We start from the raw sequence: 14,574 nt of genomic DNA on the forward strand, positions 1-14,574 counted from the left end.
TCCTGCCAGGCGACGGCGAGATCCCTGATCGACTGAGCCGCGGCCATTTTTGACAGCATCTCGTTCCAGAGATGCACCTCGCTGCGGAACCGATCGGCCGTCTCCGAGACGTTCAAAAACGCTTCGGCCGCCATTGCCTTCTGCGCGTCACGGATCGTATTGACACCTGTACTCCAGTGCGGCTCGGAGGTTTGTGAACTGCCGCTGGAGTCTGATGGGTGGATGTTTCCTTCCTCTGCCATTTTCGCTCTCCTGTTTTGAGACAAGTCCTAGGACGGAAAGTCCGCGGCCCTGACCTCGATTCGGTCTGCGTGGACGGACCAGCTTGTCAATTCTTCGCTTTCGCAAAAGCTCTTTTTTGCTACTTCCTCGGCACCGGTTTCATTGACGGCATCAACCTCAATGCAGCTCTGGCAGATTTCCGCCTGCCGGCCGTTACTACCAAGCACGTTCTTCATGAATCTGACGATGAACCGTGACATGCTCTGTCCTGACTTGCTCCGTGCCTTGCGAGGCCTGGTCGTGCCTCGCATTATGGCGCGGCCGTCATTGATCAATCTATCACGCCACTGCACGTGATTTATTGACCAGGATCAACGCCGCCCCCATGGCCCCGGGCGAGCATATGTCGGCGATAATCGGGCGAGCCTATTTGATATGATGATAGTCCCCTCCGGCCGTGAATTCCGGCCTCGCTTCAATCGTTGGAGATCGCTGTGATCAAGGATATCGTCATCCATCTTCCGGTTGACCGGCCGATCGAGCCGGCGCTGGATTGCGCGATCTCGCTGGGAAAGATGTTCGGCGCCCATCTGCAGGGGCTGGTCGCCACCTATCAGGTCATCAATCCGGCCATTGCGGTGGGTCCAACGGCGGCGCTTTTTGCAGCGCCCACCGAGTACAACACGGACCCCGAGGCCGCCAATGACCGTCTTGCCCGATTTGTAAAAGCAGCAAATGGCGCGCGCATAGCAACGACTACCGGCTGCGTATCGAATACGCCCCGCAACGCCAACCACACCCTGGCGGCGATCTCCCGGCTGTCCGGCCTCAGCGTCGTGACGCAGCCCGAACAGGCCCGCCCGACGCATGATTTTTTTCTGGCCGAAACGCTTCTAGTGCAATCCGGCCGCCCGATACTGTTGATCCCCCACATCCATCACGGGCCGTTGAAGACGGCCCGTGCGCTGGTTTGCTGGGACGGTGGCCGCGCCGCGGCCCGCGCGCTGCATGATGCCATGCCTCTGCTGCGCAGAGCCCAGAATATCGACGTGATCGCCATCCATGCCGGCAACGCCCGCGCTGCCGAGGCCGGCATGAATGATCTGGCACGGCACATGAACCACTATGGACTGCCTGCCAGATTGCACCACGCCACCGCCGACCCCTCGGATGTTCACAATACCATTCTGTCCACCGCAGCCGATCTCGGCAGCGACTATCTGGTGATGGGCGGCTATGGCCACTCGCAACTCGGCGAGCTCATTCTGGGTAGTACCACGCGCGAAATGTTCAACCCCCTCACGATCCCAGCCTTGATGTCGCATTGACAGACAAGCCCGCGGTCACTCCGGCTTGATGACGCTCGTGACAGTTTGTCACCGGGTTAATCGGAATTGACCGGCTGGCAAGCAATCGACATACTCGTGACCAAGACGAGCAATCAGACTCGTCACGTCCGGGAGAAAAAGATGACGCGAGCATCAGCTGCCGTCACGGCGATATCCATGCCTGTCGTTGGACGCATATCAACGGCCACAAATCTTTCTCCGTTGATCGCAATAAAGTATTGGCCGCGCTATCCGTCGCGACATGACGGTGTCGCGGAAACTCACCATGCACCGACCGGCTCACGGGCCCCTTACATATCAGCCATAGCAGCGCTGCTGTCGCAGCCGCTGGCGGATCGCGCCGAACCTGCCAGCCGCGCTGGCACGGAATTCCTGGCGCCGTAAACGTCGCGCACGGGGCGCGCTCGAATCATCGAAGCCGCATCCGCAACGCCACCACGATTCTCGTAATCCTTGTTGGGAAGTGCCGCGATGACCGATCCGCAACCTCTTTGGCCCGCCGTCTCGCTTGCAGAGGCCTGTCGCGTCCTGACGCTGCCAGGCGCCCCTTTCGAAATGCGGACGGCCGATATCGGCGGTCGTCCGGTACGCGTTTACAAGAACGCGCAGCAGGATCTGCGCGCCATCTTCGATGCCAGCCGCGCCTGGGATGACCGGATCTTCACGGTCTATGAAAATGAACGGCTTTCGTTTCGCGCGCATTATCGCGCGGCCTCCGCGCTGGCCTGGCGGCTCGCCGAGGATTTCAACGTTCGCAAGGGCGATCGCGTCGCCATTGCCATGCGCAATTTTCCGGAATGGCCGATCGCGTTCTGGGCCGCGACGTCGATCGGAGCGATCGCGGTGCCGCTCAATGCCTGGGGGACCGGCGATGACCTCGCTTACGGCCTCAGCGACTCCGGGGCCTGCGTCGCCATTGTCGATGCCGAACGGCTGCGGCGGCTGGCGTCGCATCCGGATGGCGGCGGTGCCGCGGCACTGATCGCAGTACGAACCCCGCGCGACACGCTGGGTCGCGCGAAGGCGCTGGAGGACCTGATCGGCGCACCCGAGACCTATGACTCGCTGCCCGATCGCGTGCCGCCAGACCGCGACATCGCCCCCGACGACGACGCGACCATTCTCTACACGTCCGGCACCACGGGTCGTCCCAAGGGCGCGCTGGGCACGCATCGCAATATCATGTGCAATCTCATGAATATCGCATTCGCCGCGCCGCGTGCGGCGATCCGGCGCGGCGATGCCCTGCCCGCGCCGACCGGCGTACAGAAAGTCATTCTGCTGCCGGTGCCGTTCTTTCATGTCACGGGCTGTCATTCCACGATGATCCCGGCGCTCGCCAACGGCGCGAAGATCGTCCTGATGCACAAATGGAATGCCGAGACGGCGCTGCAATTGATCGAACGCGAGCGCGTGACCAGCATGTCCGGCGTTCCATCGATGACCTGGCAACTGCTCGAATCGCCGGACTTCGAATCGCGCGACCTCTCGAGTCTCGAAGGGCTGTCCTATGGCGGCGCGGCCGCCGCCCCCGCGCTGGCGCGCAGGATCGCCGCGCTGTTTCCCGGCAGGTTCGCAGGCCAGGGTTATGGCGCGACGGAAACCTCCTCGGTATCGACCTCGAACAGCGAACAGGACTATCTCGCCCGACCGGACTCCGTCGGCCCCGCCGTGCCCGGCTGCGATCTGCGGGTGATCGGGCCCGATGGCACGATACTTCCGACCGGCGCGATCGGCGAGCTTGAGATCTATGGCGGCAATGTCGTCAAGGGCTACTGGAACAATCCGGCGGCGACCGCGAAGGCGTTTCACGACGGCTGGTATCGTACCGGCGACATCGTCCGCATGGACGATGAGGGCTTCGTCTATCTGCTCGATCGCGCCAATGACATGCTGATCCGCGGCGGCGAGAACATCTATTGCGTCGAGATCGAGGACGCCCTGCTGTCGCACCCCGATATTCTCGACGCCGCGATCGTCGGCATCCCCGACCGCATCCTCGGCGACGTCGTCGGCGCCGTGGTGCAGGCCCGGGCAGGCGTTGTTCTGACAGAAGCGCTTATCATCGACTATCTGCGACCGCGTGTGGCGGCGTTCAAGCTGCCCGTGCATGTCGACATTCGCCGCGACGAATTGCCGAGAACGGCAAGTGGCAAGATTTTGAAGACCCGCCTGCGCCAGGAATTGCTGGAAAGAGCCTGAATGCACGGCCTCGGGCCGATGCCTCCATCCGATCAAACATTGGGAACATCACCATGCAACGATTGATCTCGGCGATCGCCGTTCTTTCCACCGGGTTGCTGCTCGCCAGCGGCGCCATGGCTGGTGAAAAGAAATATAGCGAAGGCGCGTCGGATACCGAGATCAAGCTCGGACAGACGATGCCTTATAGCGGCCCACTTTCGCTGCACGGCATTCAGGGTCGCACCGAACTGGCCTATTTCCGCATGCTCAACGAGGAGAAGGGCGGCATCAATGGCCGCAAGATCAATCTGATCTCGTTGGATGATGCTTTTTCTCCGCCCAAAACCGTCGAACAGACCCGCAGGCTGGTCGAGAATGATGGCGTGCTGGCGCTGTTCGGCTCGTCCGGCACGGCGGCGCAATCGGCCGTACAAAAATATCTCAACGGCAAGGGCATCCCCCAGCTTCTGGTCTCGACCGGCGCCAACAAGTGGAATCAGCCGGCGACGTTCAAATGGTCGACGCCGGCCTTTCATCTCTATGGAACGGAAGGCGAGATCCTGGCGAAATATCTGCTGTCGATCAGGCCGAACGCCAAAATCGCAATCCTGATGCAGAACGACGATTTCGGCCGCGACTATGTCACCGGGTTCAGGAAGGGCCTCGGCGACAAGGCCGCCACGATGATCGTCAAGGAAGTCACCTACGAGCTTACGGACCCGACGCTCGACTCGCCGATCGCGCAATTGAAATCCTCCGGGGCCGATACGTTCTTCAACGTCTCGCTGGGCAAGGCCTCCTCGCAGGCCTTCAAGAAGGCCTATGAACTGGACTGGAAGCCGCTGCAGCTCGTGGTCAGTCCCTCGATCGGCCGGCAGTTCCTCGAAGCCGCCGGGCTGGAAACGGTGACTGGCATCGTCGCGGCCACGCCCTACAAGCAGGTGTCGAGCCCGCGCTGGGCCAAGGATCCCGATGTCATCGCCTATCAGGCGTTCATGAAAAAATATCTGCCCAACGAAGACCCCACCAACGAGATCGGCTTTTCCGTCTATTCCTTCGCCTACATCATGGGAAAGATCATCGAGGCCTGCGGCGACAACCTGACCCGCGAAAATCTGCTGTATCAGGCGACACATCTGAACAATGTGCCGGCGCCCTCTTTGCTTCCGGGCACGACCTACAATACCAGCCCGGACAATTACGTGCCGTTCAAGCGGCTGCTGGTGCAGCAATTCGACGGCCATGACTGGGTTCCGGTGACCGCCGTCACGGTGGATTAACGCCGGCTGCGCCCGCCGTTCGAGCCATCGGACGGCGCCCGGGTCGCGTGGAATTGCGCAAAATCGGTCTCGACGTGCGCCGTTCCGCGGCGCATGAGGAGGGGAATTCGGGCGGCCTCGCCACCCGGTGCGCCAACTCCATGAAAGGCCACGATGTTTTCGCGCCTGCAGGACCGTCTCCGGTCCTATCGAGACAATCCAGATCCCTTGGCAGTGGTGGCCAACACGGTGGCCCTGGTCATTGCCGGCAACCAGCCGTTCTATCCGCTTTATCTGCATGCGATTGTCGGCCAATCGGCCTGGCCGGCGTGGCTGACCCTGATCACCATGCCGCTGTTCGCCGCCGTGCCCGCGGTGTCGCGGCGGCACAAGCTGGCAGGCCGCGCCATGCTTCCGATCATCGGCGTCGCCAATGGCGTACTCGCCGTCAAGCTCATTGGAGTCGCGACCGCCGTCGAGCTGTTTCTGCTGCCCTGCGTTCTGCTCGCCACGATCCTGTTCCGCGCCACCGAGCGGTTGACGATGGTCGTTGTCCTCGCATGCCCCTTCGCCGCCTATCTGTTCATCGATCCGGCGGTCGGCGGTCCGTTCGAAATCTACAGTAACGCGGAATACCGCGGCATCATCGGGATGCACGCCTTCAGCGTGGCATCGCTGTTCGCGCTCATCGGCTTTGTGTTTCCGTCGGACACGTCGGTCCAGCACCGGTGAACGCCGTCATGCTGGCGCGGTCAGCAGCAGGGCGGCCAGCGCCAGCACCAGCGCCGGCGGCATCACGACGAGACCGACTTTGAGAAACTGCAGGATCGTGACGTTCTCGGATTCACGTCGCAGGGCGATCAGCCACAGGATCGTCGCCAGAGATCCGGTGACCGACAGGTTCGGCCCGAGATCGACACCGATCAGGATCGCGGCGGTGACATGCGCCGGGAGATCGGCCGCCTGATTGATGGTCGCCGCCATCAGACCCATCGGCAGATTGTTGACCAGATTGGAGCCGATCGCCACCGCGACACCGGAGACCCAGGAGGTCGTTTGCGGCGAGGCCGCGGCCGATTCTTTCAGGATCCGCGCCAGCGCCGGCAATACGCCGGTCCTGTTCAGCCCTTCGACCAGAATGAACAGGCCGGCGACCAGCGGCAGCACCGACCACGACACGTCCTTGAGGATGGGAATCGGCGACTGCCGCGCGACCAGCAGCACCAGCAAGGTGACGAGGGAGCCGGCGACGAAGGTCGGCAAGCCGAGATCGCGGCCGAGCGCCGAAGCCGCGATCAGAACCACCGCCGTCACGGCGATGCCGGCACCCGCGAACTTGCCGCCGAGCGAGAGCGGATCGAGGGTCCCGATCGACGCTACCTCGGCATCGAGATGACGGCGTTGCGTAAACCGTAGCGCGAGATAGGTCGCAACGATCGCCGCCAGCGATGGCAGCGCGAACAGGCGCAGCCAGTCCAGCAAGGCCGGCATCTTCGCGCCGAATAGAACGAGGTTGGCCGGGTTGGAGATCGGCAACACGAAACTCGCGGCATTGGCGATGAAGGCGCAGATGAACAGATAGGGCAGCGGCTCGACCTTCGCCGCGCGCGTCGCCGCATAGACCGCCGGCGTCAGCACCACCGCGGTGGCATCATTCGACAGGAACACCGTGACGACGGTGCCGACGATATAGATGATCAGAAACAGTCGCTTCGCCGAATTGTCGGCCAGTCGCACCGCCTGCGCGGCGAGCCAGTCGAACAGTCCCTCCTGGCGCGCCACCTCCGCCAGCAGCATCATGCCGATCAGGAAGAAATAGACGTCGGTGCCTTTTTCGGCCGCCGCCAGCGCATCCACCCAGGGCAACAGTTGCAGGGCCATCAGCAACGCCGCGCCGGCCACCGCCCAGATATATTCCGGCCAATTGAAGGGCCGCAGGATGACGCCGAGGGTGGCAAGACCGGCGATCGCCCAGGTGGCGAGGTGAACCGTCATCTCCGACATGATCATTGCGCTGCCGCCAGTACCGGCGAGCGGGCTCGGTCGCGATCACGCGCAGCAATCCGGCCTGCACAAACAAGGCGGCGCGACCGATGGTTTCTATACAATATCATAAATTCATTGAAGTTCTGTTGATCGGCCAGCAAGACAGGGCGGTGCAAGCGCGCTTTCACGATCCCTGCCGCCGAGCCGTATCACGTGACCGGCCCATCCTTACATTCAATATTCCAGGACTGCATTCCAGGGATGCTTCGCCCTGATGCGAAGGCGTCAACCACGATGACCGGGGTCGCCCAGCACCCGCAGCGCATTGAGAATCACCGCGACGTCGATGACTTCCTGCAACAGCGCGCCCTGCACAGGCGTCAGATATCCGAGCGCAGCCGCGATCATGCCCGCAATCGACAGGCCGATGCCGACATAAACGCTCTCCAGCGCGATGAACCGCGCCCGACGCGCAATCCGGATGGCCGGTACCAAACGGTCAAGCTGGTCGACCAGCAGCACCACATCTGCCGCCTCCGCCGAGGCCGCGGCACCGCGTGCGCCCATCGCAAGCCCGATATCGGCGGCGGCGAGAGCTGGCGCATCATTGACGCCGTCGCCGACCATCATCACAGGCCCATTTTTGCGTTCCGAGAGCACCACCAGGACCTTCTGGTCCGGCGTCAGCTCCGAGCGCACGGCATCAATGGACAGCCCGGCAGTGATGGCGTCGGCCACGGCTCGGCGGTCGCCGGTGGCCAGCACGATCCTGGCAATGCCGAGCTTGCGCAACGCGGCGAGCAAGGCCTCGGTACCTTCGCGCAATTCGTCGGCGAGGATGATTTGCCCGGCGAATTCGCCGTCGATGGCCACCGCCACCCTTGCCGCGCCCGGCGTCGCGTGTGGCGGCGCCGGGCCGCTGCCAGCGGCGACGCGCGAGGCGACAAAAGCCACGCCGCCGACCAACGCCGGCCGGCCATCGACATTTCCCGCGACACCTTCACCCGCGACCTCCAGCGCATTCGTCGGCAATGACAGACGCAGATTGCGCGCCTGCGCCTCCGCAACGATGGTCTGGGCGATGATGTGCTGGGACACCTGATCCAGCGAGGCCGCGATCCGGATGATCTCGTCAGCGGAATAGCCCGGCATCGCCTGCACCGAGACGACCCTGGCGCGTCCGTCTGTCAGCGTGCCGGTCTTGTCGATCACCAAAGCGCGAATCCGCGCCAGCATCTCCAGCGCCTTGCCGCCCTTGATCAGGATGCCCTGCCTGGCCGCGCGCGACAGCCCGGAGACGATGGCCACGGGGACCGCGAGAATCAGCGGGCACGGCGTGGCAACGACGAGCACGGCGACGGCGCGGATCGGATCGCCGGTCCACAGCCAGGCGGTGCCAGCAATCGTCACCGTGACGCCGAGGAACACCATGGCAAAACGGTCGGCCAGCCGCGTCATCGGCGCCTTCGACCGCTGCGCCCCCTCAACCAGCCTTACGATGCCGGCATAGGTGCTCTCCGCGGAGCGACGCTGTGCGACGAGATCGAACGCCTCGCCCACATTGGTCGACCCGCTCATCACGTCGTCGCCGGCCTTGCGCTGCACGGGGATGGACTCGCCGGTCAGCGCCGACTGGTCGAGAATCGCGGTGCCCAGCGCCACCGTGCCGTCGACGGGAATGACGTCGCCCTGACGGATCAGCAGACGATCGCCAGGCAGCACCATCTCCAGGCCGATCTCCTCGAGCTGGCCTTGGCGATGCCGCATCGCGGTTCGCGGCACCCGCGCCAACAGCGCTGTCATCTCACGGCGCGCGTGACGCTCGGCAAAACCCTCAAGATACTGCCCGCCCGCATACATCAGCGCGACTACCGCCGCGGCGAGTTCTTCGCCGAACAGGAGCGCTGCCGTCATCGACAACGCAGCGACGATATCGAGGCCAACCTCGCCACGGCGCAGGCTGACGACGATATCGACCAGCAGGGCCAGCAGAACCGGAAGGGTCGATGCCGCCCACACGGCCGTCACCCAGGATTCCTGCCCCGCGAACCGCATCGCAAAGCCCGCGGCAATGCCCACGGCCGGAAACGCAATCAGCCACGGGCGAATGGAGAATCCGGTGGTCATGGCGGTCATCATCCGTCGGAGGGGCGCAGCTCGTCATCCTGAGTGCGCCACCGCCGCGCCTGTCCCCTTGATATGCATCAACAGCAGCAGCGAACGGCGCCCAGGCACCGGCAGACCCGCGTTGACGGCTCCCGCTGGCACCACCTGACATGCACTCCGGCGGCCTTCACCACGCCCGACACGGCGTGTCATTCGGGGCGCAAACAGGGCGATCGATGAAGCTTCTATGGTAGCAATGATGTCGTTGCGGACGTAATGGCGAACGGATTGCCCCGCGCCATGGGCTCGAATTTTTCGGGACCCGGCATTCGCTTCTTCGTGCCGTTGCGGCAACGCCACGACCGGGCCAAGCCAGGCGACCGGATGCGACTGTCACCGGTGACAAGAGACGTTAGACCCGCTTCACCGGAAGCAATTGTCAGGACTTCGCACCAACTGCGCCGTGGCAATATTCAGTCTTTGTTGCTCGCTGAATGGCGATGGTTCCGCGGAACAAGGGACATTCAAAACTGAAGCGGTCACGGACTTGGTCGACCACGGACTGAGCGACGACGACGCGACGGTCAGCAGACCCGATCGCTGATGCAAATGAAACCGCGGGCGAGGAGGGAAAAATGACGAGAGATTATTCTCGTTATATTTCAACGTCGCAGTAATTTTGGCGGAGAGGGGGAGATTCCGGCCGCCAACAACCCAAGCAATTGAAAAAAGAGACTTTCTCAACCGCAGAATTGGCTCTGTGTACCAATGCCGTGTACCTAAATCTGACTAAGCCCGGCTGTCAATCGACCCCCGCCAAGGTTGGAGCCGTTCGATCAACCCCGCCGACACGCCCGATGCGATAAGAATGCAAGTCACTACCTGGGGCATGGTCCCATACGGGTTTGTGCGGTCATTTATGCATCGGCGCCCGATCGTCCCCCGGACGACAGCTGATTTCCATCGCAATGTCACGGACATAGAGCGGCACGGTCTGGGTCAACCTTGGAAGCCGATCGGGGGCCAAGTGGCATGCCTATCTACACGCAGGTGACGGTGGTCCACATCGGAGTGTCCTCGGCTTGATTCGGAGCCCCTAGGATTCACAGTAGATGTCGCCACTCAACCGGAGTCTCAATGAATCAAAGCGGCTTGATCAAGCGCCGACCCGCAAGACAGATTTTCGAAATAAGCTCCTAATGCGTCTACGTCGAGTCCCGGTGCGAACGCGTCCCCCTGACCGAAATCACATTCAAGTTGAGATAGAACCTCTGCCGTCATGATATCATCAATACCATCCGACGCGACCTTCATGCCGTATCCGTGTGCTAGCGCGATCGAGCCGCGCACAATCCTTAACATTTCACCGTCGCACCGACGGTTCGTCACGAACAACCGATCGATCTTTACTTCGCTAAACGGCATCTGCGCGAGCGCGGAAAGCGACAAGTATCCTGTGCCGAAATCGTCGATCGGGAGCCCAATTCGTTTTAGCCGCAGTTGCAACAGAATGCCGCCGAGCTGCGATGCGTCCGCCATCGCCGTGGCCGCCAGTGGAATGATAACGCCATCATGCGCACGACGCCTTTGCTCCTGGCGCTCTCTGGTCTCGTGACACTGTGGGCCGGTGATCTCCTCGGCCAAAACACTTAGCCCTACGCAGCGGCATGGTACAAGAAAACAGAATTCACATTCTCAGACGCGATCGGCGCAGTTCGCCTCGTTCTGTGGAGCGTTGATCTTTATCGACACTCCCCGTCAAACCCGGCCATGCATAAAATACCTCCCAGCCGTCTGTTCCGAATGGCTCAGGCCCTTTGCTTCGCCGCATAATGTACAAAGTCGAGCTGAGGAGCGAAGAAGATCTCGGATTACTCCTGCGGAACATTAGCCCTGCGCACTACGCCGTTCCATTTTTTCATCTCCAAATCAATGAAAGCTGTGAAGGCCGGGCCGGTCAGTTTGCCGGGTTCGACCCCCTGAGTGGCAAATTTCTCACGCGTCGCCTGAGAAGCTAGAATTTCCACCATCGCGGCCACCAGACGGTTATACGCCGAATTAGCGTCTGCCTTCGGCATATAAAGGCCAAACCAGGCGCTGGCCTCGAAACCGTGCACGCCGGACTCGTCGAGCGTTGGCACGTCGGGCAAGGAGGTGGCCCGCGTCAGGCTGGTGATCGCGAGCACCCGAATGGTGCCGGCTTCGGCGGCAGGGATCACCGTCGGCAGTGTGTCGAACATGATCGGGATATGGCCGCCGATCAAGTCGTTCATCGCGGGCGCCGCGCCTTTATACGGAATGTGCGCGATGTCGATGCCGGCCATTTCCTTGAACAATTCGCCCGACAGGTGATTGGCGCCGCCGACCCCAGCGGAGCCGAACGACAGTCTGCCGGGCTCTTTTTTTGCCATCGCGATCAACTCGGCGACGTTCTTGGCTGGAAAATCCTTCGTCACCACCAGCGCGTTGGGCGCTGTTGCGACCAAGGCAATCGGCGAGAAGTCCTTCTGCGTATCGTACGGCAAATTACGTCGCAGACTAGGGTTGATGACGTGATGCGTCGCCGTCAGCAGCAGCACGGTGCCATCGGCTGGCGACCTCGCCACCATTTCAGAGCCGATCGTGCCAGACGCACCTGGCTTATTCTCGACGACCGTGGTGACACCGAGCTTGTCTCCGAGATACTGCGCGACAAAGCGGGCCAGGATGTCGGTGGTGCCGCCGGCCGGGAAAGGCACCACGACCTTGATGCTGCTCGGAAACTTTTCATCAGCGGCGGCCCCCGCCAGCGAGGTCAACAGCATGACCACTGACAGGATGGGGCGAAACGTCGTTTTCATGTGCAATCGTCGCATGTGTCGAAAACCTCTGTAAAAGCGCATCCGCGTCATCATTATGGCTGCCTCAGCAGCTTCGCGCGCTCTACCAATGAACGTTCCGATACATAAAATTCGCGCGCCCACTGCTCATATTCGGCAGGAGACCGGTTCCATGCGGTCTGCCGCAGTGTCTTGAGCAACAGGCGATATTCGTCGCTTTCCGCGGCGGTTTTGAACGCTTGATACAATCGGCTGACGATTTCAGGCGGCATGTCCTTCGGCCCGACAAGCCCGTAGGGCGCGGGATAAACGAGATCGTAGCCAAGGCTTTTTGCGGTACGCACGCCGGGCAGCCAGTCAACGGCCTGAGGATCGAACGACAACAGTATGCGCATTTTGCTGGATTCGGTGTAGGGCAGAATGGTGCCCACAGCGTCGACGGTGGCCATTGCATGGCCGCCGAGCACGGCAGTGCCAGCCTCGCTGCTGCTACGGTATCCAACATGGGTGATCTCAACACCCGCCATTCCTGCCAGCGCTTCGGTCAGCAAGTGCATGGTGGTTCCTGCGCCGGCCGTGGCAATTGTCGCGTGTCCCGGATTGGCCTTCGCGAAAGAGACCAGATCAGCCACCGTCTTGAATGGCGAGTCGGCGTTGACGGCCAGCACGAACGTATAGCCGCCCAATCCCGCTATCCAGGTAAAATCACTGATCGGATCCCAATCTACCTTTTGCATATAGGGATATCGCAGCAGCCCGGCCGTTGCCGCAGCGATCGTATAGCCATTGGGACTATCGTTCTTGGCCATCGTTGATGGCGCGAGCGTAGCGCCAGCGCCAGGCTTGTTTTCGATGATGATCGGCTGGCCCAACTGCTTGGATGCCAGATCGGCGAGTTTGCGGAAGGTGATGTCGGTCGCACCGCCTGGACCGAAGCCCACCAGCAGCCGGATGGGCCGATCCGGATAGGATTGCGCTACGGCGCGGTCACCGGCCGCACCAATTAATGCAACCGCCACGATGCCACATCGCACCACTGCCTGAAGCCAACTCATTTCGTCCCCTTCATTCTTTTATTTGAGCCCGGATTTTTCCGGTTGCTACGAATCCTGTACCACACTCCATGACCGACGTTCGTTAAGCGCGCCGACATCAAATCCGGCAAGCTGCTTGTATCGACGCTCGATGTCCTGCAACTCGGCAGCAGCGTCGCCATGCGCGCCACGCCTTGCCATCGCACTGACCCTGGCCATGACGTCGCCAGCCTGCCGCCGGTTGGCCAACTGCACATCGGTCGCGACCGGACGGCGAAGCGCTTCGTAGGCCATCAGCCCATCATCAACCGTAATTTCATTTGCTAACTGATAGGCCAGCACGCGCGCATCGAGTATCGCCTGCGAAGCGCCGTTGGAGCCGAACGGATACATGGCATGCGCGGCGTCGCCTAGCAGAACGCATCTACCGAACACCCAACGCGGCAGCGGATCAATATCAGCCATCGGATATTGGTAGGCTTCCGATGAAGAGGCGATCAAAGCATGCACGTCTAGCCAGTCGAAACGAAAGTCTCGGACGAAAGAGGCCGCCACTTCCGGAGCGATCGGCGCGTTCCAGTTGCCCAGCTCGCCGACTCCGTTGTCCTCGTCCTTCGGGCGGACCAACAGCCAGTTGAGCAGGCCGGCACCGATCGGATAGACCACGATGCGCTGGCTCTCATCACCGATGATCACCATCGACTCCCCGGAAAGGAACGGCCCCGCTGTAGCCGTGCCGCGGTACATCACCCATCCGTTGGACGCCAGCGGCGTGACCTCGCCGATCAGGCTATCGCGCAGCGTGGACCGGATACCGTCAGCAACAATTAGTGCCTCTGCGGTATGAGACGAAGCAGACCCGGTCGTTACATCGACGACCTCAATCTCAACTACGTCGGCCGACTGCTTTATAGCCTTCACACGATGCCCTACCTGAACGGCCGCCATGCCGAGGCGCTTTTGTACGACCTCGACGAGCAGCCGTTGCAAGCGGCCGCGATGCACCGAATATTGAGGCCAGCGATAGCCTGCATCCAGCCCGCGCGGCTCGGCCCAGATCAGCTGGCCTGCCGGATCGTAATAGGCCAGCTCCTTCGTCCGCACGCCAATGCCATCGAGGGCGTCACCGAGCCCCAGTTCGCTCAGTTCCCTGACCGCATGCGGAGGCAGGTTAATTCCGACGCCGACTTCGCGAATCTCGCGTACTGCTTCCAGCACCAGGACATCCGAGCGGCCCGCGGCGTGCAAACTAAGCGCCGCCGTCAATCCGCCAATTCCCGCTCCCGCGATCACGATAGACATTGCGCAGCCCTTGTCGGAAGGTTTATTTCGTCGGAAACTCGACCATGGCTTCGCCGACCGCGACCTTCTCGTCGTTCTGATTGCGCACAAGCACGTCGATCAGCACCCAACGCGAGCGCTCAGTGACCTGCTTGGCCTTAATAATGCCGACCGGCTGGATGGTGTCACCAGGCTTCACGGGTTTGACCCAGCGCGTTTCCAGCCGACGATGAACCGCACCCGCGGGATACGCCCAATCGGTAATCATCCGGGTGATCAACCCGAAATTGTTCATACCGTGCATGATGATGCCGCCGAAATTGGTCTTGCCGAA

At 61.8% G+C, this 14,574-nt stretch carries 13 protein-coding genes; 4 read left to right on the forward strand and 9 right to left on the reverse strand.

Annotated features, from left to right (window positions below; translation table 11 throughout):
* Window positions 1-242 (reverse strand): hypothetical protein (locus tag Q0S16_RS24640; RefSeq protein ID WP_295854579.1); only part of this gene is annotated, 242 nt, incomplete at its 3' end.
* Window positions 243-269: 27 nt separating this feature from the next.
* Window positions 270-482 (reverse strand): hypothetical protein, encoded by a 213-nt coding sequence (locus tag Q0S16_RS24645; RefSeq protein WP_295854581.1) that lies wholly within the window; start codon window positions 480-482, stop codon window positions 270-272.
* Window positions 483-716: 234 nt separating this feature from the next.
* Here Q0S16_RS24645 and Q0S16_RS24650 point away from each other — a divergent pair, with 234 nt between their 5' ends.
* The 4 genes from Q0S16_RS24650 (at window position 717) to Q0S16_RS24665 (ending at window position 5,746) form a co-directional block, all read left to right on the forward strand.
* Window positions 717-1,550, forward strand: a complete 834-nt coding sequence (locus Q0S16_RS24650) for a universal stress protein (RefSeq protein ID WP_295854583.1) — start codon at window positions 717-719, stop codon at window positions 1,548-1,550.
* Between the two features lie 576 nt (window positions 1,551-2,126).
* The gene (locus Q0S16_RS24655; RefSeq protein WP_295854586.1) at window positions 2,127-3,773 is read left to right on the forward strand and encodes a class I adenylate-forming enzyme family protein; all 1,647 of its coding nucleotides are present in this window, start codon (window positions 2,127-2,129) and stop codon (window positions 3,771-3,773) included.
* A 53-nt stretch (window positions 3,774-3,826) separates the two neighbouring features.
* Window positions 3,827-5,035 carry an ABC transporter substrate-binding protein gene (locus Q0S16_RS24660; protein WP_295854589.1) on the forward strand — a complete coding sequence of 403 codons (1,209 nt, stop codon included), beginning with the start codon at window positions 3,827-3,829 and terminating at the stop codon, window positions 5,033-5,035.
* A 153-nt stretch (window positions 5,036-5,188) separates the two neighbouring features.
* Complete coding sequence (locus tag Q0S16_RS24665; RefSeq protein ID WP_295854592.1) at window positions 5,189-5,746, forward strand: hypothetical protein; 558 nt, start codon at window positions 5,189-5,191, stop codon at window positions 5,744-5,746.
* Between the two features lie 6 nt (window positions 5,747-5,752).
* Here Q0S16_RS24665 and Q0S16_RS24670 read toward each other — a convergent pair whose 3' ends face one another.
* From Q0S16_RS24670 to Q0S16_RS24700, 7 genes are all read right to left on the reverse strand, one after another.
* The gene (locus Q0S16_RS24670) at window positions 5,753-7,018 is read right to left on the reverse strand and encodes an arsenic transporter (RefSeq protein WP_295854595.1); all 1,266 of its coding nucleotides are present in this window, start codon (window positions 7,016-7,018) and stop codon (window positions 5,753-5,755) included.
* 267 nt (window positions 7,019-7,285) lie between these two features.
* A complete protein-coding gene (locus tag Q0S16_RS24675; protein WP_295854598.1) occupies window positions 7,286-9,127 on the reverse strand; it encodes a heavy metal translocating P-type ATPase in 1,842 nt (613 codons plus the stop codon).
* A 1,113-nt stretch (window positions 9,128-10,240) separates the two neighbouring features.
* A complete protein-coding gene (locus Q0S16_RS24680; RefSeq protein WP_295854601.1) occupies window positions 10,241-10,750 on the reverse strand; it encodes an EAL domain-containing protein in 510 nt (169 codons plus the stop codon).
* A gap of 227 nt (window positions 10,751-10,977) precedes the next feature.
* Window positions 10,978-11,946: a tripartite tricarboxylate transporter substrate binding protein gene (locus Q0S16_RS24685; protein ID WP_295854612.1), complete on the reverse strand. Its 969-nt coding sequence runs from the start codon at window positions 11,944-11,946 to the stop codon at window positions 10,978-10,980.
* A 53-nt stretch (window positions 11,947-11,999) separates the two neighbouring features.
* Window positions 12,000-12,980: a tripartite tricarboxylate transporter substrate binding protein gene (locus tag Q0S16_RS24690; protein ID WP_295854615.1), complete on the reverse strand. Its 981-nt coding sequence runs from the start codon at window positions 12,978-12,980 to the stop codon at window positions 12,000-12,002.
* A 45-nt stretch (window positions 12,981-13,025) separates the two neighbouring features.
* Window positions 13,026-14,261 carry an FAD-dependent monooxygenase gene (locus Q0S16_RS24695; RefSeq protein ID WP_295854618.1) on the reverse strand — a complete coding sequence of 412 codons (1,236 nt, stop codon included), beginning with the start codon at window positions 14,259-14,261 and terminating at the stop codon, window positions 13,026-13,028.
* 22 nt (window positions 14,262-14,283) lie between these two features.
* The coding region (locus Q0S16_RS24700; RefSeq protein ID WP_295854621.1) for a MaoC family dehydratase at window positions 14,284-14,574 on the reverse strand (291 nt) is incomplete at its 5' end.

Source organism: Tardiphaga sp. (genome assembly GCF_025356345.1).
In the GTDB taxonomy this organism is placed as follows: Bacteria; Pseudomonadota; Alphaproteobacteria; order Rhizobiales; family Xanthobacteraceae; genus Tardiphaga.